The organism is Comamonas testosteroni, assembly GCF_030505195.1.
GTDB classification, from domain to species: Bacteria; Pseudomonadota; Gammaproteobacteria; order Burkholderiales; family Burkholderiaceae_C; genus Comamonas; species Comamonas testosteroni_G.
Genome location: NZ_CP129672.1, coordinates 1,776,419 through 1,798,987, shown reverse-complemented (window position 1 = coordinate 1,798,987; position 22,569 = coordinate 1,776,419). Strand labels below are relative to the sequence as shown.

General features: G+C 62.3%; 23 protein-coding genes. 16 read left to right on the top strand and 7 right to left on the bottom strand.

The genetic code is table 11. The annotated features are described in order from the left end of the window. Nucleotides 1-18 precede the first annotated feature (18 nt). The 7 genes from QYQ99_RS08285 to QYQ99_RS08255 all read left to right on the top strand — a co-directional run bounded on the left by QYQ99_RS08285 (nt 19) and on the right by QYQ99_RS08255 (nt 5,105). Nucleotides 19-291, top strand: a complete 273-nt coding sequence (locus QYQ99_RS08285) for a hypothetical protein (RefSeq protein ID WP_256496887.1) — start codon at nt 19-21, stop codon at nt 289-291. Between the two features lie 5 nt (nt 292-296). Then, nucleotides 297-728 carry a PIN domain-containing protein gene (locus QYQ99_RS08280; protein WP_302092216.1) on the top strand — a complete coding sequence of 144 codons (432 nt, stop codon included), beginning with the start codon at nt 297-299 and terminating at the stop codon, nt 726-728. Between the two features lie 69 nt (nt 729-797). Next, the gene (gene hisC / locus QYQ99_RS08275; RefSeq protein ID WP_302092215.1) at nt 798-1,916 is read left to right on the top strand and encodes a histidinol-phosphate transaminase; all 1,119 of its coding nucleotides are present in this window, start codon (nt 798-800) and stop codon (nt 1,914-1,916) included. After that, the gene (hisB, locus tag QYQ99_RS08270; RefSeq protein ID WP_003058637.1) at nt 1,913-2,536 is read left to right on the top strand and encodes an imidazoleglycerol-phosphate dehydratase HisB; all 624 of its coding nucleotides are present in this window, start codon (nt 1,913-1,915) and stop codon (nt 2,534-2,536) included. The genes hisC and hisB overlap by 4 nt, the downstream gene beginning before the upstream one ends. Nucleotides 2,537-2,617: 81 nt before the next feature. Further along, entirely contained in the window at nt 2,618-3,286 is a 669-nt protein-coding gene (gene hisH / locus QYQ99_RS08265; RefSeq protein WP_302092214.1) for an imidazole glycerol phosphate synthase subunit HisH, read from the top strand. Nucleotides 3,287-3,502: 216 nt separating this feature from the next. Further along, the gene (gene hisA / locus QYQ99_RS08260; RefSeq protein WP_302092213.1) at nt 3,503-4,246 is read left to right on the top strand and encodes a 1-(5-phosphoribosyl)-5-[(5-phosphoribosylamino)methylideneamino]imidazole-4-carboxamide isomerase; all 744 of its coding nucleotides are present in this window, start codon (nt 3,503-3,505) and stop codon (nt 4,244-4,246) included. After that, nucleotides 4,239-5,105, top strand: coding sequence for a D-hexose-6-phosphate mutarotase (locus QYQ99_RS08255; protein ID WP_302092212.1), 867 nt, complete (start codon nt 4,239-4,241; stop codon nt 5,103-5,105). The genes hisA and QYQ99_RS08255 overlap by 8 nt, the downstream gene beginning before the upstream one ends. Nucleotides 5,106-5,238: 133 nt before the next feature. Here the strand turns inward: QYQ99_RS08255 and QYQ99_RS08250 are convergent, their stop codons facing one another. The 7 genes from QYQ99_RS08250 to glmM all read right to left on the bottom strand — a co-directional run bounded on the left by QYQ99_RS08250 (nt 5,239) and on the right by glmM (nt 15,897). Then, on the bottom strand, nt 5,239-6,108 hold the full coding sequence (locus tag QYQ99_RS08250; protein ID WP_302092211.1) for a hypothetical protein: 870 nt from the start codon (nt 6,106-6,108) through the stop codon (nt 5,239-5,241). Between the two features lie 47 nt (nt 6,109-6,155). Next, complete coding sequence (locus QYQ99_RS08245) at nt 6,156-7,790, bottom strand: DUF2334 domain-containing protein (RefSeq protein ID WP_302092210.1); 1,635 nt, start codon at nt 7,788-7,790, stop codon at nt 6,156-6,158. Nucleotides 7,791-7,828: 38 nt separating this feature from the next. Continuing rightward, nucleotides 7,829-8,146: a hypothetical protein gene (locus QYQ99_RS08240; protein WP_302092209.1), complete on the bottom strand. Its 318-nt coding sequence runs from the start codon at nt 8,144-8,146 to the stop codon at nt 7,829-7,831. A 102-nt stretch (nt 8,147-8,248) separates the two neighbouring features. After that, nucleotides 8,249-10,999 carry an NfrA family protein gene (locus QYQ99_RS08235; RefSeq protein ID WP_302092208.1) on the bottom strand — a complete coding sequence of 917 codons (2,751 nt, stop codon included), beginning with the start codon at nt 10,997-10,999 and terminating at the stop codon, nt 8,249-8,251. 10 nt (nt 11,000-11,009) lie between these two features. Then, a complete protein-coding gene (nfrB, locus tag QYQ99_RS08230) occupies nt 11,010-13,232 on the bottom strand; it encodes a cyclic di-3',5'-guanylate-activated glycosyltransferase NfrB (protein WP_302092207.1) in 2,223 nt (740 codons plus the stop codon). Continuing rightward, nucleotides 13,219-14,400, bottom strand: coding sequence for a non-hydrolyzing UDP-N-acetylglucosamine 2-epimerase (wecB, locus tag QYQ99_RS08225; RefSeq protein ID WP_302092206.1), 1,182 nt, complete (start codon nt 14,398-14,400; stop codon nt 13,219-13,221). Before wecB ends, nfrB begins: the two co-directional genes overlap by 14 nt. Before the next feature lie 162 nt (nt 14,401-14,562). Continuing rightward, nucleotides 14,563-15,897 (bottom strand): phosphoglucosamine mutase, encoded by a 1,335-nt coding sequence (gene glmM, locus QYQ99_RS08220; protein WP_302093138.1) that lies wholly within the window; start codon nt 15,895-15,897, stop codon nt 14,563-14,565. 787 nt (nt 15,898-16,684) lie between these two features. Between glmM and hisF the strand changes: the two genes are divergently transcribed. The 9 genes from hisF (at nt 16,685) to tatC (ending at nt 22,451) form a co-directional block, all read left to right on the top strand. Beyond that, nucleotides 16,685-17,485, top strand: a complete 801-nt coding sequence (gene hisF, locus QYQ99_RS08215; protein WP_003058607.1) for an imidazole glycerol phosphate synthase subunit HisF — start codon at nt 16,685-16,687, stop codon at nt 17,483-17,485. Nucleotides 17,486-17,594: 109 nt separating this feature from the next. Beyond that, entirely contained in the window at nt 17,595-17,984 is a 390-nt protein-coding gene (gene hisI / locus QYQ99_RS08210) for a phosphoribosyl-AMP cyclohydrolase (protein WP_003058605.1), read from the top strand. 4 nt (nt 17,985-17,988) lie between these two features. After that, the gene (locus QYQ99_RS08205) at nt 17,989-18,387 is read left to right on the top strand and encodes a phosphoribosyl-ATP diphosphatase (protein WP_034364449.1); all 399 of its coding nucleotides are present in this window, start codon (nt 17,989-17,991) and stop codon (nt 18,385-18,387) included. A 15-nt stretch (nt 18,388-18,402) separates the two neighbouring features. Further along, complete coding sequence (locus tag QYQ99_RS08200; protein WP_302092205.1) at nt 18,403-18,801, top strand: DUF4870 family protein; 399 nt, start codon at nt 18,403-18,405, stop codon at nt 18,799-18,801. 269 nt (nt 18,802-19,070) lie between these two features. Next, the gene (locus QYQ99_RS08195) at nt 19,071-20,114 is read left to right on the top strand and encodes a patatin-like phospholipase family protein (protein WP_302092204.1); all 1,044 of its coding nucleotides are present in this window, start codon (nt 19,071-19,073) and stop codon (nt 20,112-20,114) included. Between the two features lie 98 nt (nt 20,115-20,212). Continuing rightward, on the top strand, nt 20,213-20,581 hold the full coding sequence (locus QYQ99_RS08190; protein ID WP_149354967.1) for a histidine triad nucleotide-binding protein: 369 nt from the start codon (nt 20,213-20,215) through the stop codon (nt 20,579-20,581). A gap of 120 nt (nt 20,582-20,701) precedes the next feature. Next, complete coding sequence (gene tatA, locus QYQ99_RS08185; protein WP_302092203.1) at nt 20,702-20,938, top strand: Sec-independent protein translocase subunit TatA; 237 nt, start codon at nt 20,702-20,704, stop codon at nt 20,936-20,938. A 22-nt stretch (nt 20,939-20,960) separates the two neighbouring features. After that, nucleotides 20,961-21,482: a Sec-independent protein translocase protein TatB gene (tatB, locus tag QYQ99_RS08180; RefSeq protein ID WP_302092202.1), complete on the top strand. Its 522-nt coding sequence runs from the start codon at nt 20,961-20,963 to the stop codon at nt 21,480-21,482. 156 nt (nt 21,483-21,638) lie between these two features. Then, nucleotides 21,639-22,451 (top strand): twin-arginine translocase subunit TatC, encoded by an 813-nt coding sequence (gene tatC, locus QYQ99_RS08175; RefSeq protein WP_302092201.1) that lies wholly within the window; start codon nt 21,639-21,641, stop codon nt 22,449-22,451. Nucleotides 22,452-22,569 lie beyond the last annotated feature (118 nt).

Here is a 22,569-nt window from a genome sequence, read left to right as displayed (position 1 = left end):
TCGTGTACTATTCGACCCATGAAGAACGTCACCATCACCGTTGAAGACAGCGTGCTTGACTGGGCGCGCATTGAAGCGGCCAGGCGTGGCAGCAGTGTGTCGCGCATGCTGGGTGACTTCATGGCCGAGCTGATGCAGCGCGAGGATGCCTACGAGCGTGCCTACCTGGCCTGGCGCACGGATGAGCGCACCTGGCAAGCTGCCGGTCAGTCGGCAAAATCCCTGGCGCGCAGTGCCAGCAGCAAGCGTGCTGCCGTTCAAAGCAATGCCGAAACCGAGGTGGCCAGGTGAGTCCCGTGTTTGTCGACACCTCGGTGCTGATCGCCGCAGAAGATGCGGCCGGTGGTGCGCTGTATGCGGCCACGCTGCAATGGCTGGATCTGCTGTGGCGCAGCCGCAGCGGCCGCACCAGCAACCAGGCGCTGGTGGAGTTCTATGACCAGGCCACCACCGCAGCCCTGCCCCTGCCGCAGGGCGATGCCCGCGCCGCCATCCGTCGCTACCAGACCTGGACGCCCTGGAAGACCGACGCCGCCACGCTGGAGACGGCCTGGGCCGTGCAGGCCCGCCATGCGCTGGATTTCGGCGACTGCCTGGCCGTGGCCTGCGCCCAGCACAGCGGCTGCAACCAGATGCTGAGCCTGCATCTGCCCCATGGGGCAGAGTTTGGCGGTGTGACCGTGGTGCACCCGCTGCAGCAATCTGCCCGTGAGAATCTTGAGGCTTGAGCGCCACGACCGCAGCGACCCGTATCGACTGCATTGGCCAACGCAAGCCTCGTGTGAAGGAGTGAACCCATGACTGCTCAAGACATCCAGACCAAAGCCCTGCAACGCATCCGCGCCGATGTACGCGCCATGCAGGGCTACCATGTGCAGCCCGCGCAAGGCCTGCTCAAGATGGACACGATGGAGAATCCCTACCGTCTGCCGCCCGAGTTGCAGCAGAAGCTGGGAGAGCATCTGGGCGGCCTGGAAATCAACCGCTACCCTGGCGAGCGTCAGGAAGTGCTCAAGCAGATGCTGGCCGACTATGCCGGTGCTCCGGCCGGCACCTCGGTGCTGCTGGGCAATGGCTCGGACGAAATCATCACCCTGCTGGCACTGGCCACGGCCCAGCCTTGCAACAATGCCCGCGCCAAGATGCTGGCGCCCATGCCGGGCTTTGTGATGTATCCGCTGTCTGCCAAGCTGCAGGGCCTGGATTTCGTGGGCGTGAATCTGACGGGCGACTTTGACCTGGATGTGCCGGCCATGCAGGCCGCCATTGCCGAGCACCAGCCTGCCATCACCTATATCGCCTATCCCAACAATCCCACCGCCACGCTGTGGGCCGAGGACAAGGTGCAGGCCGTGATCGATGCCGTGGCCGAGGTTGGCGGTCTGGTCGTGATGGACGAGGCCTACCAGCCCTTCGCCAGCCGCAGCTGGATCACCCGCATGAAGGCCGACCCCGCGCGCAACGCCCATGTGCTGCTGATGCGCACTCTGTCCAAGTTCGGTCTGGCCGGTGCGCGCCTGGGCTATCTGATCGGCCCTTCGGCCATCGTCAACGAGATCGACAAGGTGCGCCCGCCCTACAACATCAGCGTGCTCAACTGCGAGACGGCGATTTTTGCGCTGCAGCACGAGTCCCTGTATGCCGAGCAGGCTGCCGCCATCCGCGCCGAACGCCAGCCGCTGATCGATGCCCTGGCCCTGCTGGACGGCGTGCAAAAAGTCTGGCCCTCCGAAGCCAATATGGTGCTGCTGCGCGTGCGCGACGCCGGCAAGGCCCAGATCGAGATGAAGCAGCGCGGCGTGCTGGTCAAGAACGTATCGGCCATGCACCCCTTGCTGCACAACTGCCTGCGCCTGACCGTGGGCACCCGCGAAGAAAACGCCCAGATGCTGGCGGCACTGAAAGAAAGCCTATGAGCAATATCGTCCCCTCCATCGCCCAGAACCTGCCGCGCATTGCCGAGGTGCAGCGCAACACGGCCGAGACCCGCGTCGCCGTGCGCGTCAACCTCGACGGCACGGGCAAGGCCAGCCTGAACTCCGGCATCGGCTTTCTCGACCACATGCTGGACCAGATCGCGCGCCACGGCCTGATCGACATGGACATCGAATGCGCGGGCGATCTGCACATCGACGGCCACCACACGGTGGAGGACATCGGCATCACCCTGGGCCAGGCCTTCGCCAAGGCCATCGGCGACAAGAAAGGCATTCGCCGCTACGGTCATGCCTATGTGCCGCTGGACGAAGCCCTGAGCCGGGTCGTCATCGACTTCTCGGGCCGTCCCGGTCTGCACATGGATGTGAAGTTCACGGCCGGCAGCATCGGTCAGCTCGATACGCAGCTGGTCTTCGAATTCTTCCAGGGCTTTGTCAATCATGCCGGCGTGACGCTGCACATCGACAACCTCAAGGGCTTCAACGCCCACCACCAGTGCGAAACCATCTTCAAGGCCTTTGCGCGCGCCATGCGCTTTGCGCTGGAGCATGACGAGCGCATGGCAGGCGTGATTCCCTCGACCAAGGGTGCTCTGTAATCAGGAGCGTCTTGCGCTTGTTCACACTGAATTTCAAAGCTCTTTGTCTGTAAAAACCAATATCCATAAGCGGTAGCTGCTATGAGTTTGAAGAACAACACCGTGGCCGTGGTCGATTACGGCATGGGCAATCTGCGCTCGGTCTCGCAGGCGGTGCGCACGGCCGCAGCCGATACCGGTTGCGACGTGGTCGTCACGGCCGATCCCGAGGTGGTCCATGCCGCCAGCCGCGTGATCCTGCCCGGTCAGGGCGCCATGCCCGACTGCATGCGCGAGCTGCGCGAATCGGGCCTGCAGCAGGCCGTGCTCGATGCAGCCGTCAACAAGCCGTTGTTCGGCGTCTGCGTGGGCATGCAGATGCTGCTCGACCACAGCGATGAAGGCGATGTGCCGGGCCTGGGGCTGATTCCCGGCAATGTGCGCAAGTTCGATCTGGAAGGCAGGACGCAAGCCGACGGCAGCCGCTTCAAGGTGCCGCAGATGGGCTGGAACCAGGTACAGCAGACGCAGCAGGGCGGCAAGCCCCATGCGCTGTGGGCCGGTATTCCCGACGGCAGCTTCTACTACTTTGTGCACAGCTTTTATGCGCAGGTGCAACAAAGCGCGCATTGCGCGGCCGAGACCGACTATGGCGGCCTCTTTGCATGTGCCGTCGCACGCGATAATATTTTCGCAACCCAGTTCCACCCCGAGAAAAGCTCGGACCAGGGACTGGCGCTGTTCCGCAACTTCCTGGGCTGGAAGCCCTAAAGGTCAACATTGAACAAGTCTTTGCGCGCATCGCATCCCTGGCTTGGGCGGTCTGCAGCGTTGCAAATCCTCGCCGGGCGATCAGCCCGGCTGTGGTTTGCGCCTCGCAGCCCATCCCAATCCAGTGCGCGCTGCATCGCGGGACTTATTCACTGTTAACCCGAATTTTTTCAACCGGCCATTTCTGACGGCCAAACTTGCTAGCAGATCACCATCATGTTGCTCATCCCCGCTATCGACCTCAAGGACGGCCACTGCGTTCGCCTGATTCAGGGTGATATGGACCAGTCCACCACTTTCGGTGAAGATCCCGCAGCCATGGCCGCCAAATGGCTGGATGCTGGCGCCCGTCGCCTGCACCTGGTAGACCTGAACGGCGCCTTTGCGGGTCAGCCCAAGAACCTGTCGGCCATCAAGAGCATCCTCAAGGAAGTCGATGGCGAGATTCCCGTGCAGCTGGGCGGCGGCATTCGTGATCTGGACACCATCGAGCGCTACATCGATCTGGGCATCGAGTACCTGATCATCGGCACCGCTGCCGTGAAGAACCCCGGTTTCCTGCAGGATGCCTGCAGCGCCTTTCCCGGCCACATCATCGTGGGCCTGGACGCCAAGGACGGCAAGGTGGCGATTGACGGCTGGAGCAAGCTCACCGGCCAGGATGTGATCGAGACTGCCAAGCGCTTCGAGGACTGGGGCGTGGAATCCATCATCTACACCGACATTGGGCGTGACGGCATGCTCAGCGGCATCAACATCGACGCCACCGTCAAGCTGGCCCAGTCGCTGAAGATTCCGGTCATCGCCTCGGGCGGTCTGGCCGGCATGGCCGACATCGAAGCGCTGTGCAAGGTGCAGAACGAGGGCGTGGAAGGCGTGATCTGCGGCCGCGCCATCTATACCGGCGATCTGGACTTCGCCGCCGGCCAGGAGCGCGCGGACGAGCTCACGGGTGAGTGATTTGACGTTTCAGGCCCAGGCGGTTGACTGGGAAGGACTCCCTGCCATTGCGTTGAAGCTGGGTCAGGGGGATTCGGTGCTGATCTGTCTGCAGGGTGCCCAGGTGCTGTCCTGGATCGGACGGGGGCAGGAACGCCTGTTCCTCAGTCCCAGGGCCGCCCATGATGGCCAGAGCGCCATTCGCGGCGGCATTCCGGTCTGCTTCCCCCAGTTCAATCAGCGTGGTCCCTTGGTCAAGCATGGCTTTGCGCGCCTCAGCCACTGGCAGGCCGATGCTGCGCGCCCATTGGGCGAGGATGGTGTGCAAATCTCCTTGTGCCTGACGGACAGCGAAGCATCGCGTGCGGTCTGGCCGCACGCCTTTGAAGCAGTTCTCTCGATTGAGCTCAGGCCCGGCGCGTTGCGTGTGGAGCTGGCCGTGCATAACCGCGGCCGGCAGGACCTGTCTTTTACCGCAGCCTTGCACGGTTATCTTCGTGTTGCGCAGGTCGAGCAGGCCAGCTTGCATGGCCTCGAAGGTTTGAGCTACTGGGATGCCGCTGCGGCTGAGCCGAACACCCATGTCACGCAGGAGGGCTGCGTCAGCTTCGGTGCGGAGACCGATCGCGTCTATCCACGTGCTGCTGCTGCCGTGCAGCTGCAAAGCTCGGGTCAGCCCTGGCTGCGGCTTGCCCAGGATGCATCCTGGAGCGAAACCGTGGTCTGGAATCCCGGCCCCGCTCTGTGCGCCACGCTCAAGGACATGGAGGCCGACAGCTGGCAGCAGATGCTGTGCGTGGAGGCTGCGGCCATTGATGCACCTGTGGTTCTTGCACCCGAGCAGCGCTGGAAGGCGGCGCAGACCTTCGAATGCTTTTGAAGCGCTGAACGGCACGGGGTGATGCCACTCGGGTCTGGGCCTGTCCGTATGCGCAGCTCTTTGGGCTGTCAGCCTGCTCAGCCCTGTTGCCGGCTCCATGGGCCGCAGCTGTAGAAGCAGGGCGGACGGCGATTCATCGGGATTGGGTGCTCAGAGCATCCGCCAATGCATCGACCAGAGGCGGGCTCAGATAATGCGGGCCGTCGAATGCGAAGACCGTCCAGCCTTGGTAGGCCGTCAGCTGGGGCAGGAATTCCTCTGCCATGGCGCTGCGGAAGCCGCCGCCCGGCGCAGGCCGGAAGGCTTCGGCAATCACCCGTACCCGCGCCTGGCCCAGATGGGCGGTCAGCATCTGCAGGTATTCGCGTGCCACGCTGGGGGTGCGCGCGTGCACGCCGACTCCATCCTGGAAAAACACGCCCACATCTTCAGGTATCCAGCGCATGATCCAGTCAACCAACGCCTGGGGGCCCAGGTTGGCATTGTCATAGGCGCTGATCCACAGCGGACGCGGCAGCTTGTTGAGAACTTCGGTGAGAAGACTGGGCGCAGCCCAGGTCGGATCGACTTCGACCGGGAAGTACCAGCCGGCAACCCGCAGTGGCAGCGCCGTGATCGCCGCTTTCAAGGCATATGACTGCATTGCCAGATCCGCGAGACTGGCGCGGGCCTTGGCCTCGTCATGCATGCCGGCCAAGCCGAGAATCAGCTCCTGCGCCCAGGGCTCGGCCGCGATGCGCTCCCAGTCCGGGAGATTGCGGCTCATGGAGGGCAGGTAAGTGCCGGGCACCAGGCTCAGATTGTCCACGGCCGTCCATTGCACCAGCAGGCGGCGGATGCCCAGACGCTGCCATGGTCCATGGGGCCGCAAAGTGGCGGCACTGGGCTGCCAGACCATGCCGGGCAGGCGCAGGCCGGGCTTGGCCTTCGCCTCGGACAGACCGCAGGCCAGTGCCCAGCCCAGGCCCAGGGCCTCGCGTCTGCTGCATCGTTGCATCGTCATATCGATGGGGTGGAGCGCTTTCTCCCTGCGGAGAAAGCGCTTTTCCTTCATGGCAGCTGGCTCGGAACCGTCCAGGTGAAGCCCAGATTGGAGATGCCGCTGACAAGGCTCTTGAAGTCCGCCAGGCCAGGGGTTCCAACCTGCGGCTCCAGCCAGAACGGGTGGAAGAAGAACGAGGCATAACCGTCACGCACCGTCTTCACATACTGGGCATTGGTGAGAATGTCCTGCCATGTGTAGTTGTAGAAGGAAGTCGGGTCGATCTGGCTAATGTCGTACTCGATGTTTCCCAGGCTTTCAGGCAGCACCTTCTGGCCGTAGTAGTCGGTCTGGATGGGGTAGGGGAAGATCTGGCCCAAGGAAAAATCCTTTTCCACCGGTGCGTTGAAATTGGGCTTGTCAGCCGTGAAGTACACGACACGCTGATAGGTCTTGGCAAAGACCTGCGTACTGGCCTTGGATGCCAGCGCCGAGCCATGGTAGTGCGGAGTCTCCCAGGCTGTCGGGCGGTAGCCGTTGAGAGACAGCTCCAGCAGGCCGGCCCGGTAGCGTCCCAATGCCCAGGCGGTGGAGTCTTCGGGTACCGGCTTGTTGTTGACGATGTCCCAGAACTCGTAGTCATCGCCACTCACGGCCGTATAGCGGTTGCGCACATTGCTGTACTGGTGCGTGTAGCCATGCATCACGATTTCGCCGCCGCGTGCCAGCGCATAGTTGAGCGCTCTCTTCAGATTGGTCGCCAGTGACAGGGGTACCTGCATCGGCACTCCTGCGTTGTAGACGCCCAGAGGATCCCGGTAGTAGGGAATGGTCGCTATCGAAAACGGTACCCGTTGCTGGTAGAGATAGTCCGTCAGCGATTTCATCGCCGTCACGCTGACCAGGGCGCTCACGTCTTCAAGCCGGACCATGGCCTTGTGGCTTTCGGCATGGTTCACTCCCAGCATGTCGTGCAGGATGTCGGTGAGCACCAGATAGCGGTCACGTGGCCCGATATAGCTGAACGGCAGGTCCGCCACGTACCAGAAGTTGCCCGACTTCACCACATAGGGCGCCTGCTCGCCGGTCTTGGGATTGGACATGGAAACCAGGTTCTGGGCCTTGGTGGTGTCGGTAATGGCCGTCAGCCCCACATCGGGATCCGCATTCACGGCGCCAGTGCTGCTGTCGTATGCGTAGTATTTGACAAACGGCAGGTTTTTGTAGGTGATGGTGTCGAAGAACCCTGGCGTGGTGTTGCTCGCAGTTGGCGCCGCATTGAGTCCTCGCAGCGCCGTCAGGTTGAAGCCATAGCGGGACTGGAAGCCGTAGGCCGGATCCCAGGCAAACTGCCAGATGTTGTACTTGAACCAGACGATGGTCTTGCTCGAGTTGGCGGCATCGGTCATGAAGGCGGCGGGAACCGGGTTGTCGTAATACGAGCCGAGGTAGAACGTGGCGTCGTAGCCGCTGAGCTGGCCTGCCGTGTAGTTCTGCACCGGGACCATATCGACCTTGCTGTCGAAATGTCCCAGCAGGTTGCGCAGCATGATGGCGTAGCCGAATCCGAGCTTGGTGTAGGCCGTATTGGGCGGCGCGTCATAGAGGATCAGGGTGCGCGGGCCTGTTTGCGCAAAAGCGCCAGGGCTCGCAAAGAGCATGGCGAGCAGCCATGCCCCAAGAATGCGTCCTAGAGTTTTCATGAGACTCTCCTGAGATCATTACACGGTGAGGCTTATTGCTACTGGTCACGGAATGGACTGCCCGGATGGGGCTTGCCTTTGGGCGGATTGCCGGGGGAAGGGTTGCCAGGTTTGACAGGCGGCTCGTCCAGCGTGTCATCCCGTGTGAAATCCTTCTTGAAATGTCCTTTGTGGTGGTGGGCACGTTCGTTGCGCTTGCGCTCTACGGGGGACGAACCGACATCCATGCGGATCTGGGAGGCCCCAGGTGGCAAGGGGGGCGGCACGACGTTGGAGGCCTGGGACCAGGTGGCCCAGCTCAGCAGCGCCAGCGCGAGCAGCGCGCGCGTGGCCTGCCTGTGATCATGGGAGTGCATGAGAGTCTCCTTTCTGGAGGGCAGAAACAAAAAGTGTCAAACAACACCATCTCCATAAACTCTAGAAATGGCGATGGGTTCGGGCCTTAAAGGCGTGCCTTCTCAAAACACCAAGGCGGCACGTAGAAACACGCCTTTCCCTCTGTCGTCCCCGGCAAGCCGGGCGCGATACTGCAGGGAAAGGTCGAGGTAGGAGCGAGGTGCATGGTCACGGTCCTCGCGAAACCAGAAACGCATGCTCACGCCAACGCCAGCACCAACCGAGCTTTGCTTGCCCGAGGCTGTGCGTTCAGAGTTGTAATCAGCGCCCAGGACTGCATGCGGAAACAGCACCAGTCTTGAGTCGCTCCCCCCCATTCGGAAACTGCGCCCTGCTTGGGCCTCGAACGTCGCGTAGTTCTGCTTGCGCTGAATGAAGCGACCTGCTTCGGCGTACATATTGAACGTGTTCCAGCTGGGCACATCCACGCGCAGGTCAGTGCCCATGCCGCCCGAATATCCCATGCGCAGCAACCAGTCGTTGCTGGACAGCGAGCCGATGCGCACGCGCCGTTCGGCCGCGAGTATGAGGTTGTAATCGCTCAGCGGCTTGGCTCGAATACCGATAGCACCCTGGGTGGTCTGGCCTCCCGTGGGCACATCGTGGCGGCTGTAGACCGTTTGCGCAGCGCCGCCGTACAGCTCCCAGAAGCGGCCGTCGCCGAACTTCTGCGGGCGCCAGTACACCTCGCTGACCAGCTGAGCCACGTCGCCATAGAGGCTGGGCTGGGCACCCGCCGCCCCCAGGGAAATGCCCCGATAGCCGAGCAAGGTGTTGATGCCCCAGGAGCGGTCCCGGTCGGCAACTTCACGCCGCGTCTCATATTGCTGCTGCGGCGTCATGGCGAGCCTGCCGTCATGTGCTGCGGCAATGGCCTGCTTGAAGTAGTCGATGGACTGCTCGTTCTCGGCCAGCCTGCTGGCCGCGTAGGCTCCATCGCGCAGCGCAGTGTCCGGCAGGCGGCTCTGCTCCCGTGCGCGGTTGAAGATGGACAAGGCACTGCGATCGTCCCCCACGCGGACGGCCAGATAGGCCAGATTGGGGTCGGCGCTTTGCTGCAGCCCAGGCTCCGAGACGGCCTGGGCAAAGCGTGCTGCCGCCTCCTCGCGCCGTCCCAGTTGCAGCAGCAGATCCACCTCGCTGGACAGAGACAGGCCGCCCATCTGCAAGGCCGTCCGTGCATCGGCATCGGCCGCCTCTGTCATGCCCAGCTCGCGACGCAGACGGCTGCGCAGGGCTAGCACCTCGACGGCATCGGGCCGCAGCTGCAGTGTTTGATCGGCCTCCTCAAGTGCCTGCGCCTTTTGGCCGGCAGCCAGCAATGCCTGCAGGCGAAGCTGACGGTAGGGCAGTTGTCCGGGGTTGAGCTGCACGGCAGCCTCGGCCTTTTCTGCCGCCAAAGCATATTGCCCATCGCTGTAGGCTTGATAGGCATCACGCGCGACCTTGTAGGCCGGGTCCGGCGCCTCCTGCCCGGGCCAGATTTCGCAGCCGGGCACGTCGCCGGCGCTGAAGCAGTTGACCAGGGGCAGTGGCAGCTCGTAGCTGCGTGACATGGTTGAGGTGCGCAGCGCCCTGAGCTGTTCCCGGCGGCTGTTGACGTCGGCATTGCTGTCCGCCTCCAGCGCCTGCAGCAGCCGCTGGGCTCGTTCTGTCTGGCCGGCGGCCAGCGCCGCATCCAGGGCTATCACACCGTAGTTCTGCCGCTCCGAGCGCGACAGGTGGGGGGCGGCAAGCGCTGCGTCGAAGGCCTGTTCGGAGGCCATGCCGCGACCTTGGACATGCAGGGCCACGCCCTGAAGTACCTGCAGTGCAGGATCATGCTGCAGCGCCAGCCCTTGCTCTGCCACGCGCTGTGCCTGGGCCGCTTGCCCATCCTGAAGCAGCAGGCCCAGCCATTGCAGGCGCGGAGCCAGCGCCTGCGGTGCCAGACGCACGCTGGACTCGGCATGGCGCAGGGCCTTGGCCATGTCGCCTTGCTCGCGGGCCTGCAAGGCTTGCTCGAAAGGGCGCAGGGCCTGGCGCTGGCGTATGGAGGTGCGCAGCATCTGCCAATCGGCGTCTGACTGCAGCTGTTTCACGTTGTCCAGTCTTGCTGCACGGGCCTCGGCCTCGTCGAAGCGTCCGTTCTCCACCAGCAGATAGACCAGCAGGCGCTGGTAGTCCAGACGCCCGGGGGCCGCCGCTACGGCCTGCCTGGCCAGAGGCAATGCTGCGGCAAAGTCGCGTCGCTCGGTGGCGGCATAGGCCTGGCTGGCCTTGGCGTAACCAGCAGGCATGGCCTGCGCTGCCGGGCTCTTGCGCGGGCGCGGCGATGTGTCAGTTGCCGGTGCGGCAGCTTTCGCAGGCTGCGCTGTCGTGGCTGTGGCAGGCTCTGCAATGTCGGGGGTCTTGGATGCTTTCTGGGTGCCGGTGGCCGGTACGGACTGAGACTCGGGCTGTATGGCCGGAACGGCGCCCTGGTGCATATCGCGCAGAGCCTGGGCCAGGCGCGCATCGCCAGGGTGGCGCTGAAGCTGAGCTTTCAGTACAGCTTCGGCCTGTGCGGGTTGGCCAAAGCGGCGATGGGCTGCCGCCAGCTGCAAGGCGAGCTCGGTGTTGTCCGGTGCCAGACGCTGAGCCTGCTGCAGCTCGGAGATGGCGCGCGGGCCATCGCCGCGCGCCATGGCCTCATACGCCTTGTCGATCCGGGGGTAGACCTGAAAGCGCTGTCTGGGAGTGATATCCGGACCTAGATCCACCGTCTGCGCCAGACCATCGTATGGGGCGACGCATGCCAGGGAAAGAACCAGAATAGGACGAGAAAGCTTCATATATTGGCACCTAAGCAGCAACAGACACGATCGGGGCGGCATCAAGGCGGCGCAAAAGTTGCGCCATGGTGACCTGCAGCTGTTGCTGCAGTCGCAGTGCTTCATCCAGTGTGGCCTGCGTCAACGCCCCCTGGTTCACCAGAAACTGGCCCAGGCTGTCATCGCTTTGCTCATGTCTGAGCAGCAAGGCATTCAGCACGGCCGTGTCGATGCGGCCCAGGGCTTGAAGCACTTCGCCCAGCATCAGCTGCCGCGACACATAGAATTTCCACAGCTCTTTAGCCTGTTCGGCGGATACGCGTTTGCGCTCCACGGCCCAGGCCAGCAGTTCGCGAGCCGGCTCCCCGTGCTGTCTTGCATACAGACGCCGCAGCTCGACCGTGACCTCTCCCTTGGGGGCAATGAGGTAGCGCACAGGCCTGTCCAGCTTGCGCTCCAGGGCTGCATGCGAGACCGGGTCTATGACCGACTCGCTGGCCAGGATCAGTGTTTCGCCCTCCTCGCGCAGCGGCACCACGCTGTAATGCAGTGCCAGATGTGCCGGCAGCAGCGCCGCGATCTCGTCGGGGATCAGGTGCTCTCCCAGAAACTCCCATGAAACGCCGGCCTGCTGGGCCACTGCGGCGGCCAGCTGTGCGCTGCTGATCAGGTCCTTGTGCACCAGCGCACTGCCAAGGCGCAAGCCGGGGGTGGGGCGCAACAGGGCCTCCTGCAACTGGCTCTCGGTCAAGGCGCCTTGTGCGACCAGTATCTGTCCCAGGGGCTGGCGCAGTCGGGGTCCCTCTCCCAGCATGGGAAAGTCATGGTCGGTCTTGGCCCAGGCCATGCGCCGGATATCCTTGGCCTGCAGCGCCTGGGCGATGGCCCGCCAGTTGGCCAGGAAGTTCACTAAATTGCCCCAGAGCAGGCGCGGAAGCGACATCAATCCCTGGACGAAGCCGTAGTAACTGGTGACGAAGAACATGCGCTGGACAATGCGGTTGAGCATCAGCACGAAGTTCGCGGCCAGCAGCGCATACAGCCACCAGTCACCCTGGAAGATGGAGAGAAACCGGTAGCTGTCCGGCACCAGGCGCTGGTAGAGCCAGATGGCAACCAGCTGCATCGCCAGCAGCATGGCCAGGAAGCTGGCGAAATTGGTGAGAGCACCCTTGCGGTCACGCCAGAGAAAATAGTTCAGCACGCCGCTCTTGGTCCAGCGCAGGGTCTTGAAGCCCTGGATCACGATGCCCGTGATCCAGCGGGACTTCTGTCGCACCGCCGCATTCAGCGTATCGGGAAAGAACTCCCGCACGCAGATGACGCTGGCCTCACGCGCGCTGCGTCCGCGTCGGCGTGACTGGTCGGGATCGGCCGGCTGGTCCGCATCATGCACGGGAAAGCGCACGAAGATCTCGCGCATACCCAGCTGCTTGAGCCGGAAACCGATGTCGTAGTCCTCGGTCAGGCTCTGGGTATCGAAGGCCACGCCGTCGCCCAGCTCCAGCAGCGCCGTGATGGCGCGGCGGCTGAAGCAGGTGCCGACCCCGGCGCTGGGCACCTGACCCACCAGGGCCTCGCGCACCACGATGTCCTTGGCATGTAACTCGGCAAACTCGTCCAGATAATGCCCCCCGGTAAATTCGCGCAGCGGCCGCTCCAGGGGGTAGACCGGCAGCTGGATCAGATCCTTGCGATCCACGAGAAAGTTGAACAGCCTCAGCTCCAGTCTGGACAGCACGTCTTCCGAGTCATGCAGGATGAAGCCTGCAAACGCGATGCCCGAGCGCTGCTCGAACTGGAAGATGGCATCGAGCACATTGTTGAGGCAGTCGGCCTTGCTGGTCGGCCCGGGGCGTGCGCAGACCACGCTGTGCACATTCGGGAAATGGGCTCTTACCTGTTCCACATCGGCGTGTGTCTGGGGGTCGTTGGGGTAGGTGCCGATGAAGATGTGGTAGTTTTCATAGTCCAGCGTGGTGGCCGCCAGCTGCGCCATCTTGCCGATCACGCCATGCTCCTGCCAGGCGGGCACCATGATGGCCAGCGGCTTCTCGTCCACGCCGAGCAAGGCCTTGTGATTCATCTGCTCATGGCGCGAATACACGGTCAGTGCACGCCAGGCGCGCCGCCCCCAGTACATGAGGTCGATGAACAGATCGTCCAGTCCGCTGATGAAGATCACCACCGCAATGACGATGGCGATGCTCTTGAGGACATAAAGGTATCCGGTGAACAGGTCAAGCCAGGACATGGGGCGTCCTTTCTGCCGCTTTCTGTGCCAGGCCAGCTTGATCGGGCCTCAGCATCTGGTGCAGTCTTTTCACGGTGCGCTGTGCTGCAGTCCCGTCACCAAACGGGTTGCTGCTGGCCTGCATGCTTCGGTAGGCAGCATCGTCATGCATCAGGTGGCGCACGGACTGAACGATCCTGCTTCTGTCGGCTCCAACCAAAGCGGCGCAGCCAGCCTCCAGCACCTCGGGACGCTCGGTCTCGTCGCGCAAGACCAGCACCGGAACCTTGAAGGTCGGCGCCTCCTCCTGCAGTCCGCCGGAATCGGTCAGCACCAGCCAGGCATCGGCCAGGGCCTGCTGCATGGCCAGGTAATCCAGCGGCTCTGTCAGCTTGACATTCGCAAGTCCGCCCAGCAGCCGGTATACGGGCTCCTTGACCACCGGATTGAGGTGGACCGGGAACAGCACCGGCATCTGGGGAAACTCGCGCGCGATATCGGCAATGGCTTCGCACACATGATCCACATCGGGGCCCCAGTTCTCTCGCCGGTGCATGGTCACCAGAACATGGCCCCGGCCCTGCATGCGGCGATGGATGTGGTGATGCTGGCTGGCCCAGAGCTGGGCATCGACGACGGTGTTGCCAGTGAGCTCGATCTTTTCCTTCGCCACGTTTTCGCGCTCCAGCGCCTGCTGGGCTCTCAAGGTGGGGGCCAGATGCAGGCTGGCAATGCGCCCTATCATTTGCCGCAGACCTTCTTCCGGAAAAGGGCGGTGCAGGTTGTAGGTGCGCAGGCCGGCCTCGACATGGACGACGGGCACCTTCAGGTAGAAGCCGGCCAATGCCCCCTGAAACGCGCTCTCTGTGTCGCCTTGCACGATCACTGCCTCACAGCTCGTATCCGCGAGCACGGACTCCAACTGAGTCCGGCAGCCTGTGGCGAACTCCAGCAGCGAGCTTCCTTGCCTTTGCAGCACATGATCGGGCTGGATATGAAAGCAATCCAGCATTTGCGCAGCCATGTCGCCATGCTGGCCGGTGTGCAGCCAGATGGGGCGGGCCCATTGCGTTTGTTGCAGTGCGTGATAGACAGGGGCCAGCTTGATGATTTCGGGCCTGGTCCCGGACACGATGAGCAACTGCGCGATGTCTTGCTTGGCGTGAAGAGCCTCGGAGTCCTGATTCATTGCGTTCTCCCTTTGAGTCAATTGGTATCAGACTGTCTTCATTCGTACCTGCTCAAAATCATCTTTCACGCCCTGCTTCGGGTATGTCGGCCAGCTCCTCATGCTGGCCGCTATCGGTGCCGGCTTTCTCTGCTGCATGAGCGGCGCAGCCGCATCAGCGGGCTAACCGTCTCTGGCAGCCGTGACCAGTCGCTCGGCACAGCGGCTGGCCTGATCGCCATCCTGCGCTTCCACCATCACATGCAGCAGCGGCTCCGTGCCGCTGTGGCGCACCAGCACACGCCCGGTAGAACCCAGCTCGGCCTCGACCTGTGCCTGCACTCGTGCCAGCAACGCATTGCTGCGCCAATCCCGGTCTGGCGACCAGTGCACATTGAGCAATGCCTGGGGGTATAGCTGCACCGGCAGCAGCCATTGCGACAGCGAGCGGCCGGTGCGCACACAGGCCTGCAATATCTGCAGAGCGTTGACCAGACCGTCGCCCGTGCTGTGCCGGTCAAGGATCAGCAGATGGCCTGACCCCTCGCCGCCGAAGGTCCAGCCCCTGCGGCTGAGCTCTTCGAGCACGTAGCGGTCGCCGACCTTGGTGCGCATGAAGTCCACATCCAGCACCCCGAATGCCCGCTCCACCGCCATATTCGTCATCAGCGTGCCGACGGCGCCCGCAATGCTCTCGTCGTGCTCCAGGCGGTCGGCCACGATCAGGTACAGCAACTCGTCCCCGTTATAGAGCCGGCCGGCGGCATCGACGACCAGCAGACGATCCGCATCGCCATCCAGGGCGATGCCGAAATCCGCACCGCAACCGGAAACAGTCGTGGCCAGGAGCTCCGGATGGGCGGCTCCAGCCCCCTGGTTGATATTCATGCCATCGGGCGCGCAGCCTATGGCAACCACTTCGGCTCCGAGTTCATGAAAGACCATGGGTGCTATCTGATAGGCGGCACCATGGCCGGCATCGACCACGATCTTCAGTCCTCGCAAGGTGAACGCATGGTCGCAAGTGCTCTTGCAAAACTCGATATAGCGACCGGCGGCATCCTCCAGGAGCTGGGTCTTTCCGAGTGCAATCGCCGGGACCCAATGCGGCTCATCCAGCAGCATTTGCTCGACTGCCACCTCCCAGACGTAGGGCAGCTTGGTGCCTTTGGCACTGAAGAATTTGATGCCGTTGTCCTCGAAGGTGTTGTGGCTGGCGCTGATGACCACTCCGAGACTGGCCCGCAAGGCCCGCGTGAGATAGGCCACCCCCGGTGTAGGCAGCGTCCCAAGCAGCACCACATCCACGCCAGAGGAATTGAAGCCCGACACCAGGGCGCTTTCGAGCATGTGCCCCGAGATGCGCGTGTCCTTGCCGATCAGCACCGCCGGGCGTTCTTCGTTGCGATGAAGCATGCGTCCGACGACATGGGCGAGATGCAGAGCGAAGTCCGGCGTGATGGGGAAATACCCAGCCCGCCCACGGATTCCGTCGGTACCGAAATATTGGCGTCTCATATCCATGCTGATCACCTGTGCCTGAATACATTGATCGAACGGGATGGGTTTCCGGGGTTGGTCAATTATTTATGGGGACAACAATGACAAAGTATTAAAAACTATTGATTTATTTTTTTCATAGTTTCACTAGCAAAAACAATCCGAACAAGAATGCAGCGTAAAAAGAAACATCTTTTTACGCTATGAATATTTGGATACTGAATTGGGGTTTTATACACAATATTTAAGGTATATCGCTTCCCGCTCGGGACTGCTTTGCATTGCTGTAAACCCTGGCGTCAGGCGGCTTGCCAAAGCCCGATCCGCAATAGATTTGCTTGTCATGCAGTCGTGTGCCGCTCTCGGCAGTGCCGCTTATCGCTGGCGTGGATGCCGCTCATTGAGAATGTCAGTGCCTTTATTTCTGGATCGCTCGTGGCATTCCTGCTCAGGAGCGGGCGATGGTCTTGTGTGCGCCAGTTAATCTGAGCCGGAATATTGATGCAGGAAAGAAATTGCGGCTGAAAGCAATAAATCCTGAGGCCGGCTCTGTGTTTGCTGTTATTTAATTGGGAGCACAGGGATTTTGTGCAGCTTTATGGATGGGGGCTGCTGTTGAGTTGAAACGTTTCAACTCGCTCAGGTTGGATGCGAAATGCGATGGCTGTGGCCGGACTGTGTGCCGCCGAAGCGGGTCGGCAATGCCATGGCAGCGGCAAGGGCGCGCCGTCGGCAGATGCCCTGGGCAGCGGCGAGGCCGTGGTATCTTTGGCCTCCTTGTTCGTAGATATTCCGAGACTGGTCCATGCTTGCCAAACGCATCATTCCCTGCCTTGACGTGACCGGCGGCCGCGTGGTCAAGGGCGTCAATTTTCTGGAGCTGCGCGATGCGGGCGACCCGGTGGAGATTGCCGCGCGCTACAACGCCCAGGGTGCGGACGAGCTGACTTTTCTGGACATCACGGCCACCAGCGATGGCCGTGACCTGATCCTGCCCATCATCGAGGCCGTGGCTTCGCAGGTCTTCATTCCGCTGACCGTGGGCGGTGGCGTGCGCAGCGTGGAAGATGTGCGCCGCCTGCTCAATGCCGGAGCCGACAAGACCAGCTTCAACTCCGCCGCCATTGCCAACCCGGACACCATCAATGCCTGCAGCGACAAGTACGGCGCGCAATGCATCGTGGTGGCCATCGACGCCAAGCGCCGCACGCCCGAGGACGAGCAGCGCATCGGCCCTGGCGGCACGCCCATGGGGCCGGGCTGGGATGTGTACAGCCATGGCGGGCGCAAGAACGTGGGGCTGGACGTGGTGCGCTGGGCCGAGGAGATGGCCAGGCGTGGTGCCGGCGAGATCCTGCTGACCAGCATGGACAAGGACGGCACCAAGAGCGGCTTCGATCTGAAGCTCACGCGTGCCGTGGCCGATGCCGTGGCCGTGCCCGTGATCGCATCGGGCGGTGTCGGCAATCTGGAAGATCTGGCCGATGGCGTGACCATTGGCGGCGCCGATGCGGTGCTGGCCGCCAGCATCTTCCACTATGGCGAGTACACCGTGCAGCAGGCCAAGGAATGCATGCGCGCGCGTGGCATTCCCGTTCGCTTGTAATAGTTAATTTGAGAGCTGCTTGCGCAGGCTACAAGCGGATTTCAATATGTTTTGTGGTTGAAATTGGCTACTGGCCTGCGCTGGTAGCTATACAAAGCAAGGGTCTGCAATGAGCTGGCTGGATCAGGTCAAATGGGATGCGCAGGGGCTGGTGCCCGTGATCGCACAGGAGCAAAGCAGCGGCGACGTGGTCATGTTCGCCTGGATGAACCGCGAGGCACTGGAGAAGACCGCCGAGCTCGGACGTGCCGTCTACTTCAGCCGCTCGCGCAACAAGCTGTGGTTCAAGGGCGAGGAGTCCGGCCATGTGCAGACCGTGCACGAGATGCGCATCGACTGCGACAACGACGTGGTTTTGCTCAAGATCACGCAAGAGGGGCATGATCCCGGTATTGCCTGCCATACCGGTCGCCACTCCTGCTTCTACAGCGTTTTCAAGGACGGACAGTGGCTGGCTGTCGATCCGGTCTTGAAAGATCCTGCTTCCATCTACAAATAAAGTCATGTCTGAACACAACACCGCGTCGGTCGAGGGCGCACTGGCCCGTCTGGCCGCCGTGATCGAAAGCCGCAAGGTCGCCAACGGTGGCGATCCCGAAAAAAGCTATGTCGCGCGCCTGCTGCACAAGGGGCCTGACGCCTTTCTGAAGAAGATCGGCGAAGAGGCAACCGAAGTCGTGATGGCCGCCAAGGATGTCGATCATGGCGCGGACAAGGGCAAGATCCTCTATGAAGTGGCCGATCTGTGGTTTCACTCCATGATTGCGCTGTCGCATTATGGATTGACGCCCGCAGAGGTGGTGGCCGAGCTGGAACGCCGCGAGGGCACCAGCGGTCTGGAGGAAAAAGCCCTGCGCAAGGCCCAGGAACGCGCTGCTCAGGAAGGGGCGGCCAAGCAATAAACAAGGAGGAAGCGCATGAATGACGATCGCGACATCATCGATGTAGGCCCCAGCGGCTCTGCCGAGGTCGAGGGCCTGAAGGCCTGGGGCTGGGTCAGCTATCTGCTGCACCTGATCGTGGCTGTGGCTGCGGTGCTGCCGGGCGCCCAGGTCAGTGTGCTGCTGTTGCTGATTGCAGTCGTCATCGATCTGGTCAAGCGCGACGATGCGCGCGGCACCTGGCAGGAGAGCCATTTTTCCTGGCGTCTGCGCAGCGTGCTCTGGGCCATCGTGCTCTATGCCGTGACCTTCCCGTTCTTCCTGCTGGGCCTCTTGATCTTCAACCCCGCCTGGGTGCTGATCTCCATCTGGTTCCTCTACCGCATCGTCAGCGGCATGATCGCCATGAACAAGAACCGAGCGATCCAGCCCTGAGCCGAACTTGCCAGACACCCAAGCCCCCGCTTTACGGCCGGGGCTTTTTTGTTTTGGCAAGCGGTTTTGCTGCACTGCAACAGATTCGAGGTCGCAGGCTGACACGAGTGCCGGGCCTGTGCAATGCTCGCAGTGCTGGATAAGCTGAACGACTTACGCAGATTCGAATCGGGTAGGGTGTTTGGCCCACGGATATGCCCGGTGTACCGTCTTGTTTGCGCAAGTCCCAAGCCCCTTGCTTGGTTCCTCAACCTTCACAGGATCGCGCCATGGCTGCAGAGACTTCCCATACCCTCAACCTGGCCTTGCAGGGCGGGGGATCGCATGGTGCGCTGACCTGGGGCGTGCTGGATGCATTGCTGGACGATGACGGCCTGATCTTCGAGGGCATCAGCGGCACCAGCGCCGGAGCCATGAATGCCGTGGCGCTGGCCCATGGCTTCGCGCAGGCGGCCGCGCAGGAAAAAAAAGTGGACGATGCCCGTTACCTGGGGCGGCAGCTGGCGCGCCAGTCTCTGCGCGAGCTGTGGGAGGGCGTGGGCACCATGGGCAGCGTGGGCAAGATGTTCTGGGCCGCGCCGTTGCCGGGCAGCAAGCAGTTCATGGGCGTGCTCAATCAGTTTCTGTCGCCCTATCAGACCAATCCGCTCAATATCAACCCGCTGCGCCAGTTGCTCACCCGGGTGGTGGACTTCGAGATGCTGGCGCATCCCGAGCACCCCAGCGTGGTGCCCAAACTTTTCATCTGCGCCACCAATGTGCGCACGGGCGCCGGCAAGATCTTCAAGGGCGAGCAGGTGACGGCAGACGCCATCATGGCTTCGGCCTGCCTGCCGCAGCTGTTCAAGGCGGTGGAGATTGACGGGGAGTGCTACTGGGATGGCGGGTTTTCGGGCAATCCGGCCCTGTATCCGCTGATCTACGAGACCCGGAGCCGGGACATCCTGCTGGTGCAGATCAATCCCAAGGAGTCCGATGTCTCGCCTGACACGGCTCGCGAGATCATGGACCGCATGAACGAGATCACCTTCAACGCCAGCTTGCTGGCCGAGTTGAGGGCCATCGAGTTCGTGGTCAAGCTGCTGGAGCAAAAGCGCCTGGACCCCGAGCGCTACAAGCATGTGCTGATGCACCGCATCGATGGCGGCTCGGTGCTCAAGCCCTTTGGCGCCTCGAGCAAGGTGCGCGCAGACATGGGCATGGTGCGCAAGCTGTTCGAGCTGGGGCGCGAGCGCGGCCAGCAATGGCTGCAGCTCAACCGCGAGCACCTTGGCGTCAAGCAGACGCTGCGATTCAACGAGAATACGGGATAGCCTCCGCAGGGGGCGACGCCATTGCTTGCTTTGTGGCTTCCCGGGCCATGGTCAGGGCAGGGCGTCCGCAGTACTGAACCGTAGAGATACCAGAGACCATGCACGACCACGATTACGACGCCCATTGCATTTTCTGCCGCATCGCCAAGGGGGAGATTCCTTCGCGCAAGGTGTATGAGGACGAGGAACTGTTCGCCTTCCATGACATTCACCCCGGTGCGCCCGTGCACTTCCTGGTGATTCCCAAGAAGCACATCCGCTCCATGGCCCAGGTCGGTGCCGAGGATGCGCCCCTGCTGGGCCGCATGATGGCGCTGGCTCCCAAGCTGGCGATGGAGCAGGGCTGCAACCCTTATCCCGATGGCGGTTTCCGCATCGTGGTCAATACCGGCAGCGAAGGCGGGCAGGAAGTGCACCATCTGCACCTGCACGTCATGGGCGGCCCGCGCCCCTGGCTCAAGGGCTGATCCGGAGCAGGCGAGGCCTGCTGCCGTCGATAGAGCTGTGCGCTACAGGCTTTTTGGGTGATTGATTCGTATCTGTCACAAGCCCCGTCTAAAATGGTTTGCAATTTCTAGGAGATTCTCATGGGCTCGTTTTCTATCTGGCACTGGGCGATCGTGCTGCTCATCGTGGTTCTGGTGTTTGGCACCAAGAAGCTCAAGAACATCGGCTCCGACCTGGGCGGCGCCGTCAAGGGCTTCAAGGACGGCATGAAGGAGGGCGGGACTGACGCCGATGCCAAGGCCGCGACCGGCCAGGTGGCCAACCAGCAGGCCGCCGACAAGGCCACCATCGACGTGGAAGCCAAGCAAAAGAGCTGATCGCGGCAGGACTGACATTTAGATGTTTGATATTGGCCTGTCCAAAATGGCGCTGATCGGTGCCGTGGCCCTGGTGGTCATCGGTCCCGAGAAGCTGCCGCGCGTGGCCCGCATGGTGGGCACCTTGCTTGGCAGGGCACAGCGCTATGTGTCCGACGTCAAGGCCGAGGTCAACCGCTCCATGGAGCTCGATGAGCTGCGCAAGATGAAGGACACGGTCGAGACCGCAGCGCGGGACGTCGAGTCCAGCATGCGCAGTCAGGCCTCCGATCTTGAAAAGGACTGGAGCGATGCGACCAAGGACCTGCGCGACGACTCGAACATGACTTCGGCTTCGTCCTTCGGCTCCTATGACGCAGAAGGTGGCTACACCGGTCTGGATACGCACAGCAGCGTGGTGCCCAGCTATCGCCATCCGCGCAAGAACTGGCGCGTCAAGCGCGGTGCCGTGCCCCAGTGGTACAAGGCCCGTGCCGGGGTACGCAGCAAGGTCCAGTCAGGCGCGGCGCGCGTGGCGCGCTTTCGCCCCAAGAAGTTCCATTGAACATGCAGCTCAGCAGCCTGCCGGCCGCAAGGTCGGCCATGGCCGACCCCAGGGGGACGGCTTGGCTGCCCGCATGTCGCTCTTTGCCCGTGATCCGCGGGCGTCGTTGTTTCTCAAGCGTGTGGAGCCGATCGGGCTCCGGCGCGGTTTTGCACCATGTCCGAACCCTCTAAAGAAGACGAACTCTCTGGCACGGAGCAGCCGTTTGTCCAGCACCTGATGGAGCTGCGTGATCGCCTGCTCTACAGCCTGTATGGCGTTTTGATCGGCGTCGGGCTGCTGATGTTCTGGCCAGGCCCTGACGGCCTGATCGACTTCATCGCCCTGCCCATCAAGGAGCACATGCCCCCTGGTGCCAAGCTGATTGCGGTGGGCGTTTTCTCGCCCTTCTTCGTGCCGCTCAAGGTGTTGATGATGGTGGCCGTGCTGCTGGCGCTGCCCTGGATCATGTACCAGATCTGGGCCTTTGTGGCACCGGGCCTCTACAGCCACGAGAAGAAGTTCGCCCTGCCGCTGATCATGTTCGGCAGCCTTCTGGCCTATGCCGGCATTGCCTTCGTACAGTTCTTTGTGCTGGGCAATATGTTCAAGTTCATCCAGCACTTCACGCCGGCCAGCGTGGCAGCCACGCCCGACATCGCCTCGTATGTGGAAGCGATTCTCTCGCTCTACATCGCGTTTGCGGCGGCCTTTCAGGTACCCATCGTAGTGATGCTGCTGGTGCGCTTTGGTCTGGTGGAGGTTGAAAAGCTCAAGGCCTTCCGCGGCTATTTCGTGGTGCTGGCCTTTGTGATTGCTGCCGTCATCACGCCGCCCGATGTGATCTCTCAACTGGCGCTGGCCTTGCCCATGTGCCTGCTCTACGAGATCGGCATTCTGGGAGCCGGCTGGTTCAGCCGGGTATCGCGTGCGCCCGATGCCGAGGAAGGCACGGGCACGGAAGTGGAGAAATCCACGGACGGCCACTGATCTTCATCCCCGACTCCCGGCAAAGCCCTTGAAGCAATTCAAGGGCTTTTGTTTTGATGGCCGCCGGCGCTTTGCCTGCAAGCGCTTGAGCCGTGTTCCTGAGGAGTCCTGATGATCC